General features: G+C 72.4%; 23 protein-coding genes. 7 read left to right on the plus strand and 16 right to left on the minus strand.

Translation table 11 applies throughout. The features are described 5' to 3' along the window. Positions 1–15: 15 nt before the first annotated feature. The 8 genes from ACFYUZ_RS29400 to ACFYUZ_RS29435 all read right to left on the minus strand — a co-directional run bounded on the left by ACFYUZ_RS29400 (position 16) and on the right by ACFYUZ_RS29435 (position 7,660). Positions 16–813 (minus strand): ABC transporter permease, encoded by a 798-nt coding sequence (locus tag ACFYUZ_RS29400; RefSeq protein WP_389314260.1) that lies wholly within the window; start codon positions 811–813, stop codon positions 16–18. After that, entirely contained in the window at positions 800–1,705 is a 906-nt protein-coding gene (locus ACFYUZ_RS29405; RefSeq protein ID WP_389314262.1) for a 2-aminoethylphosphonate ABC transporter permease subunit, read from the minus strand. The genes ACFYUZ_RS29400 and ACFYUZ_RS29405 overlap by 14 nt, the downstream gene beginning before the upstream one ends. After that, on the minus strand, positions 1,698–2,750 hold the full coding sequence (locus ACFYUZ_RS29410) for an ABC transporter ATP-binding protein (protein ID WP_389314264.1): 1,053 nt from the start codon (positions 2,748–2,750) through the stop codon (positions 1,698–1,700). The genes ACFYUZ_RS29405 and ACFYUZ_RS29410 overlap by 8 nt, the downstream gene beginning before the upstream one ends. Next, positions 2,747–3,424: a phosphonatase-like hydrolase gene (locus ACFYUZ_RS29415; RefSeq protein WP_389314266.1), complete on the minus strand. Its 678-nt coding sequence runs from the start codon at positions 3,422–3,424 to the stop codon at positions 2,747–2,749. Before ACFYUZ_RS29415 ends, ACFYUZ_RS29410 begins: the two co-directional genes overlap by 4 nt. 5 nt (positions 3,425–3,429) lie before the next feature. Further along, positions 3,430–4,551, minus strand: a complete 1,122-nt coding sequence (locus ACFYUZ_RS29420; protein WP_389314268.1) for a TIGR03364 family FAD-dependent oxidoreductase — start codon at positions 4,549–4,551, stop codon at positions 3,430–3,432. 114 nt (positions 4,552–4,665) lie between these two features. Beyond that, positions 4,666–5,424, minus strand: a complete 759-nt coding sequence (locus ACFYUZ_RS29425) for a GntR family transcriptional regulator (RefSeq protein ID WP_389314270.1) — start codon at positions 5,422–5,424, stop codon at positions 4,666–4,668. Between the two features lie 50 nt (positions 5,425–5,474). Further along, complete coding sequence (locus tag ACFYUZ_RS29430; RefSeq protein WP_389314272.1) at positions 5,475–6,347, minus strand: hypothetical protein; 873 nt, start codon at positions 6,345–6,347, stop codon at positions 5,475–5,477. 218 nt (positions 6,348–6,565) lie between these two features. After that, positions 6,566–7,660 (minus strand): ROK family protein, encoded by a 1,095-nt coding sequence (locus ACFYUZ_RS29435; RefSeq protein WP_389314506.1) that lies wholly within the window; start codon positions 7,658–7,660, stop codon positions 6,566–6,568. Positions 7,661–7,737: 77 nt separating this feature from the next. Between ACFYUZ_RS29435 and ACFYUZ_RS29440 the strand changes: the two genes are divergently transcribed. Both ACFYUZ_RS29440 and ACFYUZ_RS29445 read left to right on the plus strand, forming a co-directional pair. After that, complete coding sequence (locus ACFYUZ_RS29440; RefSeq protein WP_389314274.1) at positions 7,738–8,829, plus strand: Gfo/Idh/MocA family oxidoreductase; 1,092 nt, start codon at positions 7,738–7,740, stop codon at positions 8,827–8,829. Then, on the plus strand, positions 8,826–9,302 hold the full coding sequence (locus ACFYUZ_RS29445) for a heme-degrading domain-containing protein (protein WP_389314275.1): 477 nt from the start codon (positions 8,826–8,828) through the stop codon (positions 9,300–9,302). Before ACFYUZ_RS29440 ends, ACFYUZ_RS29445 begins: the two co-directional genes overlap by 4 nt. Before the next feature lie 135 nt (positions 9,303–9,437). On the opposite strand, the gene ACFYUZ_RS29450 is transcribed toward ACFYUZ_RS29445, so the two are convergent. From ACFYUZ_RS29450 to ACFYUZ_RS29465, 4 genes are all read right to left on the minus strand, one after another. Then, complete coding sequence (locus ACFYUZ_RS29450) at positions 9,438–10,295, minus strand: fumarylacetoacetate hydrolase family protein (protein WP_389314277.1); 858 nt, start codon at positions 10,293–10,295, stop codon at positions 9,438–9,440. A gap of 137 nt (positions 10,296–10,432) precedes the next feature. Continuing rightward, a complete protein-coding gene (locus ACFYUZ_RS29455) occupies positions 10,433–11,152 on the minus strand; it encodes a YidC/Oxa1 family membrane protein insertase (protein ID WP_389314279.1) in 720 nt (239 codons plus the stop codon). A gap of 86 nt (positions 11,153–11,238) precedes the next feature. Continuing rightward, positions 11,239–11,535 carry a DUF6412 domain-containing protein gene (locus ACFYUZ_RS29460; protein WP_389314281.1) on the minus strand — a complete coding sequence of 99 codons (297 nt, stop codon included), beginning with the start codon at positions 11,533–11,535 and terminating at the stop codon, positions 11,239–11,241. Between the two features lie 269 nt (positions 11,536–11,804). Beyond that, positions 11,805–12,335, minus strand: coding sequence for a winged helix-turn-helix transcriptional regulator (locus tag ACFYUZ_RS29465; protein ID WP_389314283.1), 531 nt, complete (start codon positions 12,333–12,335; stop codon positions 11,805–11,807). A 90-nt stretch (positions 12,336–12,425) separates the two neighbouring features. Here ACFYUZ_RS29465 and ACFYUZ_RS29470 point away from each other — a divergent pair, with 90 nt between their 5' ends. After that, entirely contained in the window at positions 12,426–13,802 is a 1,377-nt protein-coding gene (locus tag ACFYUZ_RS29470; protein ID WP_389314285.1) for an MFS transporter, read from the plus strand. Here the strand turns inward: ACFYUZ_RS29470 and ACFYUZ_RS29475 are convergent, their stop codons facing one another. Then, positions 13,803–14,618 (minus strand): class E sortase, encoded by an 816-nt coding sequence (locus ACFYUZ_RS29475; protein WP_389314287.1) that lies wholly within the window; start codon positions 14,616–14,618, stop codon positions 13,803–13,805. Between the two features lie 63 nt (positions 14,619–14,681). Between ACFYUZ_RS29475 and ACFYUZ_RS29480 the strand changes: the two genes are divergently transcribed. From ACFYUZ_RS29480 to ACFYUZ_RS29495, 4 genes are all read left to right on the plus strand, one after another. Then, positions 14,682–15,683 carry a hypothetical protein gene (locus tag ACFYUZ_RS29480; protein ID WP_389314289.1) on the plus strand — a complete coding sequence of 334 codons (1,002 nt, stop codon included), beginning with the start codon at positions 14,682–14,684 and terminating at the stop codon, positions 15,681–15,683. Between the two features lie 70 nt (positions 15,684–15,753). Then, the gene (locus ACFYUZ_RS29485; RefSeq protein WP_389314508.1) at positions 15,754–16,155 is read left to right on the plus strand and encodes a very short patch repair endonuclease; all 402 of its coding nucleotides are present in this window, start codon (positions 15,754–15,756) and stop codon (positions 16,153–16,155) included. Next, complete coding sequence (locus tag ACFYUZ_RS29490) at positions 16,152–17,123, plus strand: DNA cytosine methyltransferase (RefSeq protein ID WP_389314291.1); 972 nt, start codon at positions 16,152–16,154, stop codon at positions 17,121–17,123. The genes ACFYUZ_RS29485 and ACFYUZ_RS29490 overlap by 4 nt, the downstream gene beginning before the upstream one ends. 66 nt (positions 17,124–17,189) lie before the next feature. Beyond that, positions 17,190–18,422 (plus strand): DNA cytosine methyltransferase, encoded by a 1,233-nt coding sequence (locus tag ACFYUZ_RS29495; protein WP_389314293.1) that lies wholly within the window; start codon positions 17,190–17,192, stop codon positions 18,420–18,422. A 9-nt stretch (positions 18,423–18,431) separates the two neighbouring features. Here the strand turns inward: ACFYUZ_RS29495 and ACFYUZ_RS29500 are convergent, their stop codons facing one another. The 3 genes from ACFYUZ_RS29500 to ACFYUZ_RS29510 are packed head-to-tail and all read right to left on the minus strand — an operon-like array spanning position 18,432 to position 22,419. Further along, a complete protein-coding gene (locus tag ACFYUZ_RS29500) occupies positions 18,432–19,307 on the minus strand; it encodes a DUF6339 family protein (RefSeq protein ID WP_389314295.1) in 876 nt (291 codons plus the stop codon). Then, positions 19,304–20,296: a hypothetical protein gene (locus ACFYUZ_RS29505; protein WP_389314297.1), complete on the minus strand. Its 993-nt coding sequence runs from the start codon at positions 20,294–20,296 to the stop codon at positions 19,304–19,306. Before ACFYUZ_RS29505 ends, ACFYUZ_RS29500 begins: the two co-directional genes overlap by 4 nt. After that, a complete protein-coding gene (locus ACFYUZ_RS29510) occupies positions 20,293–22,419 on the minus strand; it encodes a helix-turn-helix transcriptional regulator (protein ID WP_389314510.1) in 2,127 nt (708 codons plus the stop codon). Before ACFYUZ_RS29510 ends, ACFYUZ_RS29505 begins: the two co-directional genes overlap by 4 nt. Positions 22,420–22,739 lie beyond the last annotated feature (320 nt).

The following is a 22,739-nucleotide window of genomic DNA, read 5'->3' on the forward strand; positions in this document are numbered from 1 at the left end:
TCTCTCCTGGAGGACTCAGCGGTACGAGGCTTTGGTGCGGATGCGGGAGACGGCGAGGAGCACGAGGAGCGTCGCGGCCATGAGGACCACGGCGAGCGCCGAGCCGGTGAAGAGGGAGCCGCGGTCCGTGGCGGTGAAGATGAGCACCGGCAGCGGCGTCCAGTCCGGTGGGTAGAGCATCATCGTGGCGCTCAGCTCCCCCATGGACAGGGCGAAGCAGAGCCCGGCGGCCGCGGTCAGGGACGGCAGCAGGAGCGGGAGCCTCACCCGGAGCAGGACGTACGAGGGGCGGGCGCCGAGGCTGGCCGCCGCCTGCTCGTACATCGGGTCCAGGCGCCGGAGGGCGGCCGAGACCGACTGGTGGGCGAAGGCCGTGACGAGGACGGTGTGCGCGAGGACCACGATCCAGCGGGTGCCGTTGAGGAGCAGCGGCGGCTGCGAGAAGGCGACGAGGACGGCGAGGCCGACGACCACGGACGGCACGGCGACCGGCAGCATGAACAGGGCGTCGAGGACCCTCCTGCCCCTCTTCCCCAGGGCGGCCGCGGCGAGCGCGGCCCAGGTGCCGACGGTCAGCGCGACCACGCTCGCGGTGACGGCGGTGACCAGGCTGGTGGTGAGCGCCTGGAGGGACTCCCCGCGCACGGCCGCCGTGTAGTGGGCGGTGGTGGGCCCGGAGGGGAAGGCGCCGGACCAGTGCGTGGAGAACGAGGCGGCGAGGATGACGAGGAGGGGCAGGGCGAAGAGCGGGACGAACAGGACGGCGAACAGGGCCCAGGCCGTCCACCTGCCCGTACGGCTATGCACCAGCACGGCGGCTCACCCCCCGGTAGAGGACGTACAGGCCGACGGAGAGGGCGACGTTGACGACGGCGACGACGCAGGCGGCGGCGTAGTCGGATTCGAGGATCGCCTTGGAGTAGACGAGCATCGGGAGGGTCGTGACGCCCTTGGCGCCGGTGAAGAGGACGATCCCGAACTCGTTGAGGCACATGACGAGGACGAGGCTGCCGCCGGCGGCGAGCGCGGGCAGCGCCTCGGGGAGGATCACCTGCCGGACGATCCGCAGCGGCCGGGCGCCGAGCGAGGACGCCACCTCCAGCTGGGCGGTCTCCGTCTGCGAGAACGCGGCGAGGAGCGGGCGCATCACGAACGGCGTGAAGTACGTGATCTCGGCGAGGAGGACGCCCCACGGGGTGGTGAGGAACCGGAAGGGCCCCTCCGGGGCGCCGGTGACGTCCGTCCAGATCCCGTTGGCCATGCCGACCGTGCCGTAGAGGAACAGCAGGGCGAGCGTGATCAGGAAGGACGGGAAGGAGAGGAAGACGTCGATGGACTTCGACACCGCCTTCCCGCCGGGAAAGGGCACGAACGCGATCACGAGCGCGAGCGCGAACCCGAGGACCAGACAGCCGACGGTGGCGGCGACGGCCAGCCACACGGTGGTGACGAGGGCGTCGCGGAAGGACGCGGAGGCGAACACCCCGGCGTACGCGCCGGGGGCGAGGGACTCCTGGACGACGAGGGCGAGGGGGTAGAGGAAGACGAGCGCGAGGACGGCGACGGGGGGCAGGGCCCAGAGCCAGACGGGGGCCGTCGTGGGCACGGGCCCCGCCGGGGCGTGGGGGTCCCTCCCGGAAGGAGTCAGGGAGGGGGTGGGCACGGCCCCCGGTGCGGGCCGCCGTTCGACGAGACCTTCAGCCATCGCCGACCCCCGCGGCCAGCAGCACCGCGTCGTCCGGGGCGAAGTGCACCGTCACCTCGGCCCCCAGCGGAGGCGTCTCCCGCAGCTCCCGCACGTCCGCCTTCACCCGGTGCCCGCCCACCTCGACGTACAGCCGGTGCGTGGACCCCCGCCACTGGACCTCGGTGATCCGGCCGCTCAGGGCGTTGGGCCCGGGGCCGAGACCGACGAGGTGGGGGCGGACGCAGAGGGTGGCACCCGCTCCCGGGAGCGCGTCGGAGATCGGGACGTCGAGGGTGACGCCCTCGAAGGCGACCCCCTTCGCCCCCACCGTCACCGGCAGCAGGTTCGCGTTGCCCACGAACGACGCCGTGAACTCCGTACGGGGACGCCGGTACAGGTCCTGCGGGGTGCCGCAGTCCCGGAGCCTGGCCCTGTCCATGACGGCGATCCGGTCGGCGAGGGTCAGCGCCTCGACCTGGTCGTGGGTGACGTACAGGATCGAGACGTCCGGCAGCTCGCGGTGGAGCCGGGCCAGTTCGGCCAGCATCCCGGAGCGCAGCTGGGCGTCGAGCGCCGACAGCGGTTCGTCGAGGAGGAGGACCCGGGGGCGGATGGCGAGGGCGCGGGCGATGGCGACGCGCTGCTGCTGGCCGCCGGAGAGCTCGCGGGGGTAGCGCCGGGCGTAGGCCGCCATGCCGGTCATCTCCAGCGCTTCGGCGACCCGTCCCGGGATCTCGCCCTTGGGCGCCTTCTGGGCCTTCAGGCCGAAGGCGACGTTGGCGTCCACCCTGAGGTGGGGGAAGAGGGCGTACTGCTGGACGACCATGCCGATGCCCCGCCGGTACGGCGGGAGCGCGGTGACGTCGCGGTCACCGATGAGCACCCGCCCGGAGGCCGGCCGGACGAATCCGGCGACGGCCCGCAGCGCGGTCGTCTTGCCGGAGCCGGAGGGCCCGAGGAGGGCCATGACCTCGCCGGGCTCGACGGTGAGGTCGAGGGAGTCGAGGACGGTGTTGCCGCCGTAGGCGACGGTGACGCCGTCGAAGCGGATGCCGCTGGTCATGCCTCGTACGCCCCTGTCAGGGAGGGGAGTTCCGCGACCGAGGCGAGGACGTGCGTGGCGCCGTGCTCCTTGAGCGCGGCCTCGTCGTGCGCGCCCGTCAGGACGCCCGCGACGATCCCCGCGCCGGAGCGGATGCCGCTGAGCATGTCGTACGAGGTGTCGCCGGCGACGACGACCTGCCGGACGTCGTCGACGGCGCCGGTGCGGAGGAGGGCGGCGAGGACCATGTCCGGGTACGGGCGGCCCCGGCCGCCGGCGTCGGCCGGGCAGAGGGTCAGCTCGACGAGGTCCCGCCAGCCGAGGGCGTCGAGGATGGCGTCCTGGGTGACGCGGGCGAAGCCGGTGGTGAGGACGACCGTCCGCCCCTGGTCCTTCAGCTGGGCGATCGCGTCGGCCGCGCCGGGGACCGGGGCGATGAGGCCGTCGGTGACGAGCTCTCCGTACGCGGCCTCGAAGGCGAGGTTGGCCTCCTGGGCGCGGGTCTCGTCGCCGCCGAAGAGGTGGCGGAAGACGGAGATCTTGGACTCGCCCATGGTGGCGCGGACGTAGTCGATCATCGTGGCGGGGTCTTCGCCGAGGCGTGCGGCGGCGGCCGTGAAGGCCTGCTCGACGAGGCCGCCGTCGGCGACGGTGGTGCCGGCCATGTCCAGGACGACGAGGTTGTGCTTCTTCACGGTGTTCACCAGCCCAGTTCGTTCGCGGTCGTCTCGGCGATGGCGGGCGAGCAGGTCATGCCGCGGCCGCCGGGTCCGGTCACGAGCCAGACGCCGTCGCGGACCCGCTGGCGGTGCACGACCCGGCTGGTGTCGACGCACTGCGCGTACACCCCGGCCCAGCGGCGCCGGATCGCCGGCAGCGGGCGGCCGAGGAAGGACTCGACGACGCGGGTGAGGTGCTCGTAGGGGTCTTCGAGGGTGTCGAAGGCGAAGGGGTGCTCGTACTCGTGGGTGTCGCCGATGGTCAGTCCGCCGTCGAGCCGCTGCACCATGAGCAGCTGCATCTTGTGGGCGGCGGCGGTCGGGTCCTGCGCCTGGCCCTCGTCGAGGGCGTCGAGGGCGGGGGACGCATAGGCCGGGTAGTAGCGGAAGGAGTCGGCGTCGGCGACGGAGGTGGTGAGCGGCTCGCCGAGGGGCGCGGTCTGCATCATCTGGAGCCGGACCCGGCGGACCGGTATCTCGCCGGCGACCTCGCGGACGAGGCCGGAGAGCCAGGCGCCCGTGCACAGGACGACGGCGTCGCCGGTGTGGGTCTCGCCCCGGTCGTCCCGGACCGCGTCCTCCCCGACGACGTCCCGCACTTCGCGGTTCGGCAGGAAGGTGTAGCGGCCGGTGGCGAGGAGGGCCTCGCGGAGGGCGAGCTGGGCGGGGCGCGGTTCGACGGCCGCGTCCCGCTCGCACCACAGGGCGGCCTCGAACGCCCCGCGCAGGGCGGGGTTGATCGCGCGTGCCTCGTCGGCGGTGAGCAGCTTGTAGCCGCGGGCGGCGGCGTCGGGGCGGGCCACGGCCGCCTCGGCGACGGCGAGTTCGAGCTCGTTCCGTACGGGGGTGAGGGAGCCGATGGCCCGGAAGCCGAGGCCGGGGACGCGGGCGCCGATGCCCTCCCACAGCTCGCGGGCGCGCAGGGCGGTGTCGAGCTCCTCGCCGCCCGCCCGTCCGCTCACCCAGATCTGGCCGAAGTTGCGGAGGGAGGCCCCGCGCGCCTCGGCCTCGCGCTCGATGTGTACGACCTCGTGGCCGCGTTCCACTGCGTGCCAGGCGTGCATGGTTCCCACCACGCCGGCTCCTACGACGATCACCTTCATGACGTCGACGGTCGCGGGACCGGGTGGACCGGACGGGTCGGGTGGACGACGGGACGGTGAACGGCCCGCCAAGCTTGGACCAGACCCGTTACCGTTCCGTTATCCAGTGCGTGATCAGCCCTGCCGTCCCAGATGAGCGGTGAAGCTGAACCGGTCCCCCCGGTAGAGCGTGCGGACGCGCTCCAGGGGGCGCCCCGAGGTGTCCCGGGAGACCCGGTGGAGCAGCAGCATCGGCAGCGCCGGCGGCGTGCCGATGAGCAGGGCCTCGCGCGGAGTCGCGAGGACGGTCTCGATGCGCTCGTCGGCGTCGCCGAAGGAGATGCCGAGCCGGTCGTGCAGATAGGCGTAGAAGGAGGAGTCCGGGTCGAACTCGGTGTCCAGACGGGGGGCGCGGGCCTCGGAGACGTACGTGCTCTCCAGGCCGACCCGCTCGTCGTCGGCGAGCAGCACGCGCTCCATGTGCCAGACGGGCTCGCCCCGTTCGGCGCCGACCTCGGGGGCGAGCGCCTCCGGGCAGGGGAAGCGGTCGAGCGAGATCAGGCTGCGGCCGGGGCGACGGCCCTGACGGCGCACGCCCTCCGTGTAGCTGGCGAGCGAGAGGGGCTGCTCCAGCTTGGGGCCGGCGACGACCGTGCCCCGGCCCTGGCGGCGCAGCCGCCCCTCCAGGAGCAGTTCGCGCAGCGCCTGCCGGACGGTCTCGCGGGACACCTCGTACCGGACGGCGAGATCGCGCTCGGTCGGCAGCAGCCCGCCCTCCCCCAACTCGTCGACCATCAGGGCGATCTTCGCCTTGACGGCGTAGTACTTGGGGACGCGGCCGTGCTCGGGGATGCCGGAGCGGACGGGGGCGCCGGGGCTGGTCTGGTAGTTCATCCGGGGATGGTCGCAGACCGGGATGAACGAGAAGGTGTACGGAGCATGGCTCAGCGGTGCCGGGGGCGCCGGGCGGTCCGCACCAGCACCGCGCCGAGCAGGAGGAGGCCCGCGGCGAGCGGGACGAGGACGCGGGAGTACTCCTCCGACTCCCGTCCCGTACCGGCCAGTTCGCGGTCCGACGGCTCGTCGACGGGTCCCCCCGGGCTCCGGGTGGCGGACGCGCTGGGAGCGGGCGGGCGGGCCGCCCCGGAGGACGGCGGCGACGGATCGGGCGCGCGGGTCGTGTCGGGTGCGGGACTCGTGGCGGGCGCGGTGGGGGCACGGGGTCCGGCGGGGCCCACGGTCAGGCGGTAGTCGCCGGACTCGCCGACCCAGTCGCCGTCCTCGCCCTGGCGCTGCACGACCGCCGCGTTCACGACGACCTCGTCGGGCGCCGTCCCCGCCTCGAACGCCAGGCGCACGGGGACGGTGAGCGTCCGGCCCGCCGGCACCGCGAAGCCGCCGAAGCCGGTGAACGCGCCCACGTTCTCGGCGTCCTCGGTCGACTCGAAGACCACCGGGCGCCAGAGCGCCGACCCGGCGTCGTAGAACTCGAACCGGATCTGCTCCGGGCGCAGGGCCCGGTCGCGGTCGGTGAGGACGAGCACCGGGTGGACGCCCGAGCAGGGGGCGTCGGTGGTGTTGGTGAGGTCCAGCTTCCAGCCCTGGAAGGGGCCGCCCGCCGGGTAGTCGTCGGGCCCCCCGTGGATCCGGGTGTCCAGCGGGAAGCCGCCCCCGTCGGGGGTGCCGCAGGCGGGGGCGGGCGGATCGGGCGCGGGGGCGGCGGGGGCCGGGGCGGCGATCACGAGCGGGGCGGCCGTGGCGACGGCCACGGTCACGGCGACGCGGACGCCGCGCGGACGCAGGAAAGCGGGGGCCATGGGACGGGTGCCTTTGCTCTAGGTCCTGGAGGGCATGGGAACGGCGGAGACGCTGCCATGCGGGAGGACCCGGGCGGGCCGACGACACCGGGGGAACCCCCGTTAGGACCGACGCATCCGCCCGATCGGCCTACTTTCCGATGATCGGACATTGGGGGCGGGCACCCCGAAGGTCGAGGCTCAGCCCTCCCGAAGGCCGGCGCCAGGCCGGCGCCCGGTCACTTCCCGAAGACCGGCGCCAGCGTCAGCCACGCCGCACCCTCCGCCACCGCGTCCCGTCCGGTCGCGAGGCCCACCGGGGTCGCCAGGTCGAGGCCGGCCAGCACCTCCCGCACCCCCGTCGCGAAGACCTCCGGCGCGGCCAGCACCGCCCGGCCGCCCAGGAGGACCTGGTCGATGTCGAGGAGCCGCACGAGGTTGGCCGCGCCCACGCCCAGGATCCGCGCGGCCTCGGCGCGTTCGCCGCGCGCGACGGCCGCCAGGCACAGGACCTCCAGGCAGCCGCGCCCGCCGCAGCCGCAGGGCGGACCGTCGAGCTGGACGGTCTGGTGGCCGAGCTCGCCCACCCCGGTCCTGTCCCCGCGCAGCGGCGCGCCGCCGAGGACGAGGCCGGCGCCGAGGCCCGTGCCGAGGTGGACGTAGGCGAAGGAGCCGGGGGCGGCGGGGCGCAGGGCGAGGCCGAGGGCTGCGGCGTTGGTGTCCTTGTCGAGGACGACGGGCAGCCCGAGGCGGGCGGCCAGCTCGTCCCGTACGGGATGGCCGGCCCACTCGGGAAAGCCGGTCACCCGGCCGGGCACCCCGGCGTGATGATCCAGCGGCCCGGGCATGGCGACCCCGACCCCGAGGACGCGCCCGAGGCGGGGACCGGGGAGGGGATCGGGGCCCGGCCCGGGCGCGCCGCCGCCCCCCGGGACCGTGGCGAGCAGCGCCCGCACCTCCTCCGTCACCGCGTCCAGGACCGGGCCCGGCCCCGCGCCCAGGTCCACGGGGCGGCGGCGCAGGGCGACGGCCGTGCCCGCGAGGTCGGCCAGGAAGGTCGTCAGCTCGTCGCGGTCGAGGTGGACGCCGACCGCGTACGCGGCGGAGGGCACCAGGCGCAGTACCGTGCGGGGCTTGCCGCCGGTCGAGGCGCGGTGGCCGGCCTCCGTGGCGAGCCCCTCGGCCCGGAGCCGCGCGGTGATCTTGCTGACGGCCTGCGGGGTGAGCCCGGTCCGCTCCGCCAGCTCCAGGCGGCTGATCCCGGTCTCCCCAGCCGTGCGCAGCAGGTCGAGCACGAGCGCCGCGTTGTGGCTGCGCAGGGCCGGCACGTTCACTCCCACCAGGTCTTTCCTCACTCCCCCATTGTCGCGGTCGCTTGCACTTTGGCAACAGCGTTGCTTAAGTGGAACGCATGACTGGCACCGACCCCCGCACCCCGCTCCGCGTCGGACTCGTCGGCTACGGCCTCGCGGGCTCCGTCTTCCACGCCCCGCTGATCGCCGCCTCCGAGGACCTCGTCCTCGCCGCCGTCACCACCGGCAACCCCGAGCGGGCCGCCGAGGCCCGTGCCGCCCACCCCGGCGTCCGGGTCGCCGCCCGCCCCGAGGAGCTGTGGGAGCGGGGGGCGTCCGCCGACCTCGACCTGATCGTCGTCGCCTCCCCCAACAAGACGCACGTCGCCGTCGCCACGGCCGCCCTGGAGGCCGGCCTCCCGGTCGTCGTCGACAAGCCGCTCGCCGGGACCGCCGCCGAGGCCCGCGCGCTCGCCGCGCTCGCCGAGGAGCGCGGCCTGCTGCTCTCGGTCTTCCAGAACCGCCGCTGGGACGCCGACTTCCGCACCCTGCGCCGGCTCCTCGACGAGGACGCGCTCGGCGAGGTCCAGCGCTTCGAGTCCCGCTTCGAGCGGTGGCGCCCGCGGCCCAAGGGCGGCTGGCGCGAGTCGGGCGCGCCCGAGGAGATCGGCGGGCTCCTGTACGACCTGGGCAGCCACGTCGTCGACCAGGCCCTCGTCCTCTTCGGCCCGGTCGTCTCGGTGTACGCCGAGTCGGACGTGCGCCGGCCGGGCGCCGAGGCCGACGACGACACCTTCCTCGCGCTCACCCACGCGAACGGGGTCCGCTCCCACCTGTACGTGAGCGCCACCACCGCCCAGCTCGGCCCCCGCTTCCGGGTGCTCGGGCAGCGCGCGGGCTTCGTGAAGTACGGGCTCGACCCGCAGGAGGCCGCCCTCCGCGAGGGGCTGCGGCCGGAGCCGGGCGGCGTCTGGGGCGCCGAGCCCGAGGAGCTGTGGGGCCGGATCGGCGCCGGCGAGTCGCCGCCGACCGGCGGCGGCACCCCGGTGGAGTCGCTGCCCGGCGACTACCCGGCGTACTACGCGGCCGTCGCCGCCGCGGTGCGCGGCACCGGCGAGAACCCGGTCACCGCGCACGAGGCGGCCGCCGCCCTCGACGTCCTGGAGGCGGCACGGCGGTCGGCCCGCGAGGGAATCCTGGTGAAGCTGTGACCGAGATCGCCGAACTGGAGGCCCAGGAGGCCCGCCTGACGCTCCCCCGGTTCACGTACGAGGACGCCTGGACGCTCGGCACCCTCCTCGTCGGCCTGGGCCGGGAGCGGAAGGCCCCCGTCGCGATCGACGTCCGGCGCGGGGCGCAGCAGCTGTTCCACTGCGCGCTGCCGGGGTCCAGCGCGGACAACGACGCCTGGATCGACCGCAAGCGGCGGGTCGTCGAGCGGTACGGCGAGAGCTCGTTCCTGGTCGGGGCCCGCTTCCGGGCCAAGGGGACGACGTTCGAGGCGTCCTCGCGCCTCGACCCCGACCGGTACGCCGCCCACGGCGGTTCGTTCCCGATCGCGGTCGAGGGGGCGGGCGTGATCGGCTCGGTCACGGTCTCGGGACTGCCGCAGGCCGAGGACCACGCCCTGGTCGTCGAGGCGCTGGGGCGACTGCTCGACTCGTACGCGGCGGGCGGGGCCTGACCACCGGGCCCCCGGGGCCGGACCACCGGCGGGGGCGTCGGCGCCCCCGCCCCGCGGGATCAGGCCCCGCGGGATCAGGCCCCGCGGGATCAGGCTCCGCGGGATCAGGCTCCGCGGGATCAGGCCCCCGCGGGATCAGGCGCTCTTGAGCTCCTGCCGCTGCCGGCCGAGGCCCTCGACCTCCAGCTCCACCACGTCGCCGGGGCGCAGGTACGGCTTGGGCTCCGGCTGGCCCATGGCGACGCCCGCGGGCGTGCCGGTGTTGATGATGTCGCCCGGGTACAGGGTCATGAACCGGCTGACGTACCGCACGACCTCCGCGACCGGGAAGATCTGGTCCGAGGTGTGACCGTCCTGCTTGAGCTCGCCGTTGACCCACAGTTTCAGGCCGAGGTCCTGCGGGTCCGGCACCTCGTCGGCGGTGACGAGCCAGGGGCCGAGCGGGTTGAAGGTCTCGCAGTTCTTGCCCTTGTCCCAGGTGCCGCCGCGCTCGATCTGGAACTCGCGCTCGGAGACGTCGTGCGCGACGGCGTATCCGGCGACGTGCGCGAGGGCCTCCTCGTCGGTCTCCAGGTAGCGGGCGGTGCGGCCGATCACGATCGCGAGCTCCACCTCCCAGTCGGTCTTCACCGAGCCGCGCGGTACGAGCACGGTGTCGTCCGGCCCGACGACGGTGTCGGCGGCTTTGAGGAAGACGACGGGCTCGGCGGGGGTGGCCTGGCCGGTCTCGGTGGCGTGCCCGTGGTAGTTCAGCCCGATGCACACGACCTTGCCGATGCGGCCGACCGGCGGGCCGACGCGCAGCCCGGTGGCGTCGAGCGCGGGCAGCACACCGGCGCCGGCGGCGCCCCGGATGCGGTCGAGGGCGGAGGCGTCGGCGAGCAGACTGCCGTCGATGTCGTCGACGAGGGCGGACAGATCGCGGAGGGTTCCGTCCTGGTCGAGCAGGGCGGGACGCTCGGCTCCCGGCGGGCCGACACGCAGCAGCTTCATGGTCTTCTCCCTGTGGTCGAGGTGGGCCCGGGAAGGACCCTGAGGTGCCCCGGCCGATGGAGTGCGGCCATCGGAGGATTGGTCGATCCTCCAAGACAATGGGTCACTCTGCAAGACCCCGTTCACACACTGGACCCTTACGCGGGAGTAACCAGGGCCGCCTGCGGCATGTCCCGGTAGAGGAAGGCGCGCTCGACGGCGGTCCAGGTGGTGCTGGTGACGATGTAGAGCGCGGCGGCCAGCGGGACGACGGCGACCGAGATCAGGGTCGCGAAGGAGAGCAGCGGCAGATAGCGGGCCAGGCCCGCGGCCACCCCGGCGCCCGGCTGTCCGGGCTCCACCGCGACCGGCGCGGGCTGCCGCCTGGCCCGGAGGTAGTTGTACGTGGCGACGGCGCCGACGATCGCGAAGAGCGCGAGGTAGACGAGGCCGGCCGGGCCGAACACGCCCCCGTCGGCGAGCGCGTCGGCGTAGTGGCCGCCGAGCGGGGCGGCGAAGAGGCTGTGACCGGCCATCCGCCCGCTGGAGAAGAGGTGGTACATCAGGAAGAACGCGGGCGCCTGGAGGAGGCTGGGCAGGCAGCCGGCGAGCGGCGAGACCTTCTCCCGGGCGTGCAGCTCCATGATCGCCTTCTGCATCCGCTCGGGGTTCTTGGCGTGCTTCTTCCGGAGGGCGGCGACCTGCGGGGCGAGCCGGGTGCGGGCCTTCTGACCGCGGGCGGCGGCCCGGGAGAGCGGGTGGACCGCGAGCCGCACGAGCAGGGTGAAGAGGACGATCGCGGCGGCCGTGGCGGTGGTGGCGAAGAGCGGCTGGAGCAGGTCGGCGAGCCGCTCGACCAGGGAAGCGAAGACGTTCAAGGGAGCCCTCCGTGGGGTCTCGTCGTGCCGGGAGCAGGGGAATTCGGCATGACGGATCCGCGGAAGGCGCTTGCTGTACGGGCTCCCTACGCGGCCGTCGGGAGGGGACGGCCGGGAGCGCGGGGTCTGCGACGGCCGGCGGCGTCGGGGTCCCGCTGGGGCAGGAAGGCGGTGCGCCGCTCGCGGTCACGGATGGCGGTGCGCACGGCGGTGGGCGGCACGGCGGGGGCCGTACGGGCGCCGAGGAGGGAGAGGACGACGCCGGTCGCGGCGAGGGCGACGGCGGCGGAGAGGCCTGCACCGTCGGAGAGGAGCAGGTCGGCGAGGGCGAGCAGGAAGAACAGCGGCGCGACGATGCGCAGGAACAGGGCCCTGATCGTCATCCCGCCACCTCCTCTCGCCGGTCGTCTTCAGCCGGCCGTCTTCAGCCGGTCGTCTCAGGGGGAGGACGCACGGCGGGACCGGGAAGTTCCCACCTCCCCCGGGATTTTCTCCCCGCCCCACCCGGAGGCCCGGGAAGACGCCCGACGACCCAGGAAGACCCCCCACGGCTCAGGAAGACGCCCCACAGCCCAGAAGGACATCCGAAGACCCAGAAGGACGTCCGAAGGCCCAGAAGGACATCCGACACCCCAGGAGAGCACCCGACGACTCAGGAGGACTCCGGCTCCAGGGGGGCCAGAAGGCGGCGGGGCCGGAGGAGGGCGCGGCTGACGGGATCGGCGGGGTCGGGGTCGAGCCCGGCGCCGGGCCGCATCTCGACGTCGGGGAGCGGCACGGGGAGGCGGCAGGAGGGGCATTCGCCGTACGGGCCGAGTTCGGTGCCGCAGTCGGCGTGGTGGAAGTGGCGCAGCGGTACGGCTCCGGGGATCTCGGCCCGGCCCCAGGCGCCGAGCGAGCGCAGGACGGGCCAGAGGGCGAGGCCGCGTTCGGTGAGCACGTACTCGTCGCGCGGGGGCGACTCCTGGTAGCGCCGCCGGTCGAGGACGCCGGCCTCGACGAGGGCCTGGAGGCGGGCGGCGAGGACGGCGCGGGGGATGCCGAGGTGGACGAGGAAGTCGTTGTAGCGACGGACGCCGTAGAAGGCGTCGCGGACGACGAGCAGGGTCCAGCGTTCGCCGACGACCTCCAGGGCGCGGGCGATGGAGCACTGCTGTCGGGCGTAGTCCTTGCCGAGGGCCATGGGACCCATCGTACCGATTCGGGTTCATTGAACGAACCAACCCTGCTACGGTGAGTTCATTCACCGAACCGACAGGTGGAGGTCCCCGCCATGCCCCAGCTCGCCACCACGGTCGGCACCACGCCGCTCACCGGCACCGGCCGCCCCCGGGCCACCCTCGCCGTCACGGCCGCGGCCACCGCGGTCGCGCTGATGAACTACACGGCCCCGATGCTGACCCTCCCCGACATGGCCGCCGCCTTCGGGACGCCGGCCTCGGCACGGGCCTGGCTGCTCAACGGCACCCCGCTCGGCCTCGCCGTCCTCCTCCTGGTGGCCGGCAGCCTCGCCGACGCGCACGGGCGGCGCCGGGTCTTCCTCCTCGGCACCCTCGCCCTCGGCCTCACCACCGCGCTCGGCGCCCTCGCGGGCTCGACGCTCGCCTTCACCCTGGCCCGGATCGCCCAGGGCGCGGCGAGCGCGGCCGTCCTGGCGGGCAGCCTGGGCCTCCTCGCCCACGCGTACCCGGCGGGCCGGGACCGGATCAGGGCGACCGGGATCTGGGGCGCGTCGGTGAGCGCCGGCATCGCCCTGGGCCCGCTCCTCGCGGGCGCGCTGAGCCTGGCCGACTGGCGGCTCGCGTACGGGACGCTGGGCGCGGCGGCGCTGGTGATCGCGGCGGCGGGAACGCGGACCCTGACGAAGGAGACGGAGGGGACGAAGGCTCCGGACGTGACGTCACGCCCGGACGGCGCAGGGGCCCTGGCACTCGGCCTGGCCCTGGCGGCGCTGCTCACCGCCCTCACGCTCGGCCGGGACGGCTGGCTGCGGCCCCCGGTGGGCCTGCTGCTGCTCGCGGCCGCCGCCCTGACGGCGCTGTTCGTGGCGGTCGAGCACCGGAGCCGGGCGCCCATGGTGGACCTGGCGCTGCTGCGGCGGCCCGCGTTCCTGGCGTCGACGCTGGGGGCGCTGTTCACGGGCCTGGCGGTGATCGGCCTGTTCAGCGTGGTGCCGGCGCTGCTGCAGGGCGGGGCGGGGATGACACCGCTGGGCTCGGCGTGGCTCTTCCTGCTCTGGTCGGGCACGGCGTTCGCGGCGGCGCTGCAGGCGCGCCGGCTGGCGGGCCGGCTCTCCGCCGCCCACCAACTGGCCCTGGGCTTCGCGCTCTCGGCGGCGGGGATCCTCGCCCTCCTCGGCGGCCTGGAAGGCCCCTGGGTTCGACTCGTCCCCGGCCTCCTCCTGGCGGGCGCGGGCAGCGGCCTCCTGAACGCGGCGCTGCCCCGCCTCGCGGTCGACTCCGTACCGCCGGAGCGGGCGGCGATGGGCTCGGGCGCCAACAACACCGCCCGCTACATCGGCTCCTCGGCCGGGGTGGCCCTGACGCTGGCGCTGGTGACGACGGGCCCGGACACGGCGCTCCTCGTCTCGGCGGCCCTCGCGGTCACGGGCGCGGCGCTCACGCTCGTCCTGGGCCGGGGCCACGGGTGATCACCCGGCCGACACCAGTTTCGCCCAGACGACGAGCCGGTAGGCGCTGCTGAACTCGGGGGTGCAGGTGGTGAGGGTGAGATAGGCGCCCGGTTCCGCGTACCCGTAAGAGGGCTTGACCAGGGACCGGGGCACGTCCCGGATGACCCCGACATCACGGGGAGAGGTGGCCGGCAGCACGAGATCGACCCGATAGACATAGGTACGCGCACGCGTGCGCACGAGGATCCGGTCCCCCTCCCCGAGCCGGTTGACGTACCGGAAGGGCTCGCCGTGGGTGTTCCGGTGCCCGGCGAGGGCGAAGTTCCCGACGCGCCCGGGACCGGCGGTGCCGGGGTAGTGCCCGACGTACCCCTTGTCGAGGACGGACCGCTTGGAGACGCCTTCGGCGACGGGGACGGTGAGCCCGAGCCGCGGGACCCGGAGGACGGCGAAGGCGGCGGAAGGAGAGGGCGCGGAGGACGCGGAGGCACGGGACGTGTCCTCGACCGGGGCCCCCGCGGAAGGCTCTGCCGAGGACCCGGCAGAGGGCACCCCCTCCGCCTCACCCACCTCGGCCGCCTCGTCCTCGATCTCGGAAACGGACCCGGGAACCGGAGAGACGTCCCACTCCCGTTCCAGGACGCGCACCTGGTCGAGGGCCTCGGCGCGGGCCTCCCGGTTGGTCCACCAGAGCTGGTGGACGACGAGAAGCAGGATGAGAACCCCGCAGGTGACGGCGGTCTCGGCGCCCAGCCACAGCGCGCGGGCGCCCGTACGGGATCGTCCTCCCGTCTGGACGACGACCGGCACCCGCTGCCCCACCCTGGCCCGCACGCGGGGCACGATAAGCGCTGGGGCGCCAACTCTCCAGGCCCGTACAGCAGTACGGTGGAGGGCATGCGCCCAGACACGCCTGCCGCCCACCTCACCGAAGCCGAGCGTCTGCTGCGCACGGCAGCTCAGTACCCGGGAGACCGGGAACCCCTGTACCTCCGGGCCGCGGCCCATCGCGAACTGGCGGGGGACCGCCCGGCCGCGACGGCCCTGTACGACGAGCTCCTCACCGGAGAGCCCGCGAACCCGCACCTGATCAGGGCGCTGAAGGCGGCGAACCTGTGGGAGTACGGCCACGAGGCCGAGGCCCGCGCCATCATCGACGGCATCCGGCGGACGAAGCCGTCGGACGCGGCGGCGTGGGAGATCACGGCGGAGACGCTGGAGGCGCACGACGAACTGGAAGCGGCGGAGTCGACGCTCACGGAGGCGACGAACCTCCTGGCCCCGCCCGCGCAGGAGGACCTCCCCCACGCGACCCGCTCCCTGATCACCACCCGGCACCGGATCCGCCGGATGCTGGCGCTCCCCCACGACGACTGGGACGACCTGGCGGACCGCCTGCACCCGGGCACGGTCGGACTGGACGAACTCCACGACCCGAAGCGCCTGTGGTCGCTCGGCTCCTCGGACCCGGCGGAGCTCCAGGCGGAGATCGCCCGCCTCCGCTCGGAACTGGGCACGTACCGCACGGCCCTCTCCCGCCCCTTCCCGGTCGCGGTCCTCCACTGGCCGGAAGCGGAACTGGACGAGCTCCTGGCGGCCTACCCGGAGCTGGAGGCCGAGTACCCCACGTACCGCGCCCACCTGACGGACATCGAGGCGTCCCTCCGCGAACTCGCGGCCGCCGGCACCCCGAACCTCGGCATCGTCCGCGCCACGGTCCCCTCCTACGAGGCCTTCGCCGCCTCGGAATCCACCCACCCCTCGAACGCGGACCTCCTCCCCCAGTACGCCACCACCCTGGCAGCCCGAGGCCGAGCCACAGCCTGGCCCCCGGCCCGGGGGGCGGAGTGCTGGTGCGGGTCGGGGAGGGCTTATGGGGGGTGCCACGGAGCGGAGTGAGGCACCGGGCCTCCGGCAGAATGCAGGTGTGACCGAAGCCGTTCCGTCCTCCCCCGCCGTCTCGGCCCGCATGAGCAGGCAGGTCAGCAAGGACACCGCCGCCGAGCTCGCGGTCCGTCGCCTGCTCCATGCGGCCGGCCTGCGCTACCGCGTCGAGTTCCCCGTGCCGGGCATGGCTCGACGACGAATCGACGTCGCCTTCACCTCCGTAAAGGTGGCCGTCCTGATCGACGGCTGCTTCTGGCACGGCTGCCCCGAGCACGCCACGCAGCCGAAGGCCAATGCCGAGTGGTGGCGGCAGAAGCTGGACCGCAACATGGCACGGGACAAGGAGACGACCGCACACCTCACAGCAGCCGGCTGGGAAGTACTCCGTTTCTGGGAGCATGAACCGCCGGAGGACGTGGTCCTGCACATCACCGAGGCGGTGGAGCGTCGAAGGGCACCGGCAAGGAGGAGGGGGGACCGATGAGTGCGCTGACGTTCGTCGATATCTGCGCCGGAGCGGGCGGGCTCGCCCTGGGACTGGAGCGAGCCGGCTTCGAACCGACTCTGCTGCTCGACGAGGACGCAGACGCCTGCCGGACCCTTCGGACCAACCGCCCTCACTGGAACGTGCTTCAGACGGACCTTCTGGACCTCGACCCCGGCGAGCATCCGGAGAGCTACGACGTGGACCTGCTGTCCGCAGGGCTGCCGCGAGTGAAGTCCAGTGCCACGACCGCCCGAGCCCGGTCGGGCAAGGAAGAGGAACTTCTGAGGGCCGCCGTGTATCTCGCCCACGCGGTACGACCTCGGGCGTTGGTCATCGAGAACGTGCCGACGCTGGTCGACCCGGACAGATTCCGCGACTTCCACGAGTTCGCACGTGCGGAGCTCGAACACCTCGGGTACGAGTTCAATTGGCTGCTCCTCAATGCCGCCGACTTCGGGGTGCCCCAGGACCGTAGGCAAGGAGTCCTCGTGGCGATCAGGAAGAAGTGGTTCCAGGCGTTCCAGCCCCCGTCCCCGACCGTGACCGACCACACGTCCCTCGGTGAGGCGCTGGCGCCGTCCATGCGCTCGCGAGGGTGGAAGGACGCCGACCGCTGGGCGGCACAGGCGATCGGCGTGGCCCCCACCCTGGTCGGCGGGTCGAAGAATCGCGGTGGAGCGGACCTCGGGCCGACCGGATCCAAGCGGAAGTGGGAGAAAATGGGAGTGAACGCCCACACGCTGGGCGACGAGATTCCGGGGGCGGATTTCGTCTGGGCCCCGGATGTCGGCAGAGAGGGCCTGGTGAAGATCACTGTGGACCAGGCCGCACTGCTCCAGGGCTTTCCGGAGACCTGGGAGATCACCGGCAGGAAGACGGCCCGCTATCGACAGGTCGGCCACGCCTCGCCGCCCCCCGTGGGAGAAGCCCTCGGCCGAGCTGTCGCCCGGGCGCTTCGCTCCTGATCACCGGTATCGGATTCCCTCGCCGGGGCGATGGTCGGCTTCCGGCCGGCTACACTGCCCCACATCATGACCTCAGCTCCTCATTCACACGAAGATCAGGGCAATCCGCCACTCATCGTCGACCTCTTCGCAGGTCCGGGTGGTTTGGACATCGCAGCCGAGATGCTCGACCTGCCCACGATCGGGGTGGAATGGGAGAAGTCGACCCGCGAGACCCGACGAGCCGCTGGACTCCGCACCACGAAGATCCGCGACGTGGCGCAGGTGAATCCGCTCGACCCCGAGGTGGCCTCGGCCCGCGTCCTCACCGGAGGACCGCCGTGCCAGACCTACTCCGTGGCCGGTAACCGCGAAGGACACAAGGCCCTCGACGAAGTGCAGGACCTCGCCGAGCTCGTCGGGCTGAGCAAGACAGTCGGAGAGCTGGAGAAGGCCTGGGCGATGGTCGAGGAGCGGGCACGCGTCCTGGAGTGGACCGACGAGCGCACAGGACTTGTGCTGCAGCCGCTCCGGTGGATCGTCGAGAAGCGGCTGAAGAGCGACGCTTACGACACGGTGGTGCTGGAACAGGTACCGACGGTTCTTCCGGTCTGGAAGAAGTACCGCGACATCCTTCGCGAGATCGGCTACGACGCCGAGTGCGACATCCTGCACACCGAGGAGTACGGCGTCCCCCAGACACGGCGTAGGGCCGTACTGATCGCTCGCCACCGGGGCGGCACGGGACAGAGCCTCGCTCTGCCGAACCCGACTCACCAGCGCTATCGCAAGGGAGCAAAGCGCCTCCCTGTCCAGATGCCCGAGGGCCCGGACCGCGAGGTCGCACAGAAGCCACTCTTCGAGGTCGACGGTCGGAAACGACCGAAACAGCCGTGGGGGTGGGTCTCCATGCGTGACGTGCTCGAGGAGACCCGCCCCACCGCCTTCGTCGTCCGCTCGAACTACGGATCGGGCGGCGACCCCACGAAGCGGGGCATCCGCACCTCCGACATGCCGTCCGCCACCGTCACCGGCAAGGTGCGCCGGAACAAGGTGTTCGAGCTCAAGCATGCCGACGAGAACGGTGACATCGAGCTGGGCCCCGAGCAGGAGCGCTTCACGCCGCGCGAGGCCGGCCTGCTGCAGACCTTTCCTGCCGAGTACCCCTGGCAGGGCACCGACATCGCGCAGCAGATCGGCAATGCGATCCCTCCCCTCCTGGCCGTCCACATCCTGTGCACGGCTCTACAACTGGACGAGGACAGGAAGCGGAAGGCCATCCAGGCCTTGAAGGCCTGGGTCCCTCCTCACCGTCCATAGGGAGGACGGTCATTCGACTTCTTCCTCATCCCCTCTCCTGCCTCGGACCGGGGCATCGGCGAACAGTTCCGCGAAGTTGTTCGCCAGAAGCTCCACCGACCTCTCGGGCGCGGGCTCTTCGACAGGACCGGTGGGGAGAGGTCGGTGATGAACGGTGAATCCGGCCTCTCCCTCCTCGATCCACATCCGCACGGCGTCACCGTCTCGCGGCACGTCCTGCGCGATCACGTCGTACATCACGGTCGCGGCCGCCGTGTTGACGACCTTGGCCAAGGCGTTGGCGTCCCGCCCCGTCCTCACGACCCCTCTCTGCAGCAGCCGGACCAGGGCCTGGGCTGTGGGGCGGTGGTCGATGACGTCCAACCTCATCACCGTGTTGAGCATGTCCTGATTGCCGCAGGCGATGACGACCGGCTCGTAGTCGGGCCCGTTCCGGAAAAGCTCGGCGGACCACCAGAGCCGGGCGAATGCCTGCTTGTAGTGAGGGCCCTTGAAGTACTGGGCGTTGACCGCCTTTGCCGTCTCGGACAGATGCCGCCAGACCACGAAGTCGGGGGCTACCCCCAGAGCCAGGTAGTTCCACAGAGCGGGGTCCGCCGCCTCTGCACGCGTCAGACGAAGAATCGCGTGCAGGCGCGGGGCGAGCCAGGCATCCGCTTGCGTCGGCCGCTCGTCCCGATGGATGTACATGGCGTCGTCGATCAGATCGCGGATCGCGCGGAGACGGCGGCGCGGACTCTCGGGCAGTTGCTCAGCCGCCTGGTTGAGGGCGATGGAGGGGACGTCGTCCTTCCCGGACAACAGGCCGTCCGTGATGAACCGGGCAGCTTCCTCGTCGGCGAGCCGTGCCAGATACTCCGGCAGGTGATCGGGCTTCTCCGTCATGCCTCGTCCTCACGATTGAGCTTGTCCAAGCCGCGCACGGTCTCCGAGAGCACCCGTGGCACCTCGGCCCTACGCATCGCCGCGTACTGGATCCGTGGTTGCAGCTCGGTCCATCCCGTGGCGCCCACTCGCCGACGGTGCACCTCGCGCAACGCGTCATCGAGGGTTCGCTCAGGCAGCACGTCCGGCAGCATCTCGCGGAGCACCTCGCCCTGCCAGCCGTACGGGAAGAGCGGAGTGCCGTCGTCCTCCAGCTCCAGGTCACCGATGGCGGAGTGGAACACGGCAGTCCACACCTCCGCAGCCATCTGGGAGACCAGCATGGCATTGACCAGCCCTTCGGCTCGTCCTCCCTCGGCGCCGAGGACATCGACCATGCCCTCGAAGTCGGTGTTGATGTGCACGGTGGGCACTGCCCCTGAGGCATTCACGATCCACGGAGCCTCGCTGAAGCCCTGCAACCAACGTGGTCCCTTGGTGAAGCCGACCTCCCTGATGTCGAAGCTCTGCTCCCGGCTCGGGACATCGCTGCGCACGTCGACGATCCAGTCCTCGGCGGCTTCCCCGACGATACGACCGGGCACCCCGTCCACCGTCGCGATCACCTGCACCGTCAACGCGGCGCGGTCGTGGAGATCACAGCGCAGCAGCTGGAGCTCTCCGCGCCAGTCCCGGCCGTCCTCCGTCTCCCGAGCCAACGTCGAAGTGACACGGGTGTTGGTCGTCCGGTCCGTCAGTACAGCCACCACCGCCACCTCCGACCACGGTCCTTCCGGATCGGTGGCTTTCGAAGGGATCGTCGCCGAGACGGTCAGGACAGCGGTCTCCCAGTCCTCCGTCTCCGCGGCTCCGAGCGCCACCACCCGGTCGATCACGGATCGCGCACGCGAGTCGAGCTCTTCACGGGGCTGGGCAGGCGCCTTCACGCGTGCCGAGTCGACACGCAGCGAAACCGTGCCCCGCAGACGCGGGTAGGGGAACACCTTCACGACGACTCCCCTTCCCCCGTGCGCAGTTCGACGACGAGGCCGCTCAGACTCGTCCTGACGGCGTGTGTGGCGGGATCGGTCACTCCGCGGAACGTCGCCGAGCGAGCACCGTCGGAGAAGTGCAGCGTGCCTTCCACCACCTGGCAGTTGTCCACACCGACGATCTCGTCCCATTCGATCGTGGGACGGGGGCCTGATCGCACGTCGAACTTGGCGACCGGGACCAGCCTCCATTCGTGACCACCAGGAGGGATCCTGATCTCGCCGATCACCTGCCAGGCCCCGTCTTCGAGGACCTGCGCGTCGAGTTCCTCGAGGAACGGCATGCTCACCGCCGACAGACGACGCTTCTTCTTCCCCGAACCGATGGTCAGCTTGGGGGCCAGCCGCCCGCCCCCTTGCCTGGGCCCCTTCTTGGGGCGGACCACCAGCGCCTTGATCGCCGCGTTGGTCTCCCGGGTGAGCCCGTTGATCCGCCGATACGCCGAGGGCGAGTAGGTGAGCGTCAACTCCTCGGTCTGTCCCCATCTGTTGTGCTCAGGCGGTTCGGCAGCCCGCAGGAAAACCTCGGCCTCGGCGGCGAACGGAGCCTGCGGGCCGGCAGCCGCACCGGCGAGCAGCACGGCCTGGAAGGGGTTGGTGGGCGAAAGTCCGGGAACCACCGTGTCACGTACCGTCATACGGTTGCCGCGCATCGACACGACGCGATTGAGCCTGCCGTCCGCGTCCTCGGCGTCCGTCACCAGAAGCACGGCACGATGCTCCCCGAGAGAAGCGCGTCCACCGCCTTGGACGGGCAGGTTGAGGGGCACGGTGACGGCGGCGACCTGCCCGGACTCGGTGAGCCGCTCCACGGTCGTCCCGTCGAGGAACGCCTTCAGGGCACGCGTCCGGGACGGCTGGGCGACCGCGGGGTCCACGCGCTCCTCCGGAACGACCACAGCGCCATTGCGCAGGGTGCGCACAGACGCTTCCAGAAGGGGAAGCCGATCCCCGCCGGCCGTCATCGCGGCCCAGAAGTTCTCCCCCAGGGCCCGTACGAGCCTGTGGTGCATCCGCTGGATGCTGTTGTCGTCGTCCTCCCCCTCGTCGCCCTCAGGTGCGGCGCTGTCGTCCGCGAGGCTTGCCACATCGTGAGCCCCCACGATCAGGAACGAGGTTCCCGGTTCACCGCTCCCACGCGTCAGGTGAAGGGATTCGACCGTCTCCTCGTCCGCCCACCAGGAGCGGGCCACCCTCGCTCCCGGCGAGTCGGGGTCCGGGCGCCCCAACCACGCCGGCCCTGCGCACGCCTCGTCGTTCACCCGGCGCCACGGGAGGTCGAGGCGCCCGACGAGACGACGCTCGGTCCGCCCTTCGTGCGGTTCGGACAGCGTGGAGTTGATGAGGACGAGTCCGAGCCGACTGGTCGCCCAGAGGGTCGCCTTCCCCAGGCCGTACGAACCACCGGCCGTACCACCCGACTTGTGACTGTCGAGCTGGCGCCTCACCACCGCCGCGAACCGGCCGTCGTCGTAGTCGTCGCCGGTGAGGCCCGCCGCGTTGTAGTCGTCCACCCTCAACAGCACTAGCCGGTCGCGCTCGTACATGTCACGCAAGCCCGCGTCGACGACCCTGCCGACCTTCTGCTTCTGCTCCCGTACCACCTCGTAGTGCGGGTAGAGGTCGTCCCAGTGGATGGCCTCGCGAAAGCGGGCGAGGTCCTCCCCGGTCAACTCGTGGAGTGTGTAACGCACCCTCACCGGCTGCCCGTTGGTGGCGATGCGTTCGTCGAGGCTGTTCTGACAGGTCTCACGGGCCAGGACCGACACGTCGGCGTCGAAGGCGAACGCTGCGGCGTTGCCCAACTCCCTTCCGCCGTCCGCGTGTCCGGGTCGGTGGTACCACCCCACGGGAAGGCCGGCCTGGGTGTCGGTGGTGCGGGTGTGCACCGTGGCCAGATCCGTGTTCAGGGCCCGGGCGATACGTTCGATCGCCTCGGGACGTGGAGTCGCCCTGCCGGTGATCCAGGCCGAGACCGCCGCACGCGTCACATCCACGGCCAGGGCCAGCTCGGTCTGGGTCATGTCGGCGAGCCTCAACTGCCGTGCCAACCATGGACCGAAGTCCTCGCCTGCTTCCACGGTCACCTGCTCTCGGATCCTGCCCCACCTGTCCTGTACAGCGCCCCTCACCCTACTCGGTCTTTTGACAATCCACCGCGTGTCAAACGGTCTTTGACACTGACTCGAGGTCGGGATCCGTCGGCCGAGGGAACGACTCCGCACCCTTCACTACATTTGCCTCGTTCTGCGACATTTCGAGGCCTGCCGCAGGGTGCACTCCCCCCTTGCCACCCCTCGGCGCAGCCGAGTAGATTCCCCTCAGCGGCCCCACCCGCCTCGGAAGAAACGTATTTCCGACGCCCTGGTAGAAGTGCGCCGCCTTTCCTTTGTCTTCTTTC

Source organism: Streptomyces sp. NPDC004266 (genome assembly GCF_042874095.1).
Lineage (GTDB): Bacteria > Actinomycetota > Actinomycetes > Streptomycetales > Streptomycetaceae > Streptomyces.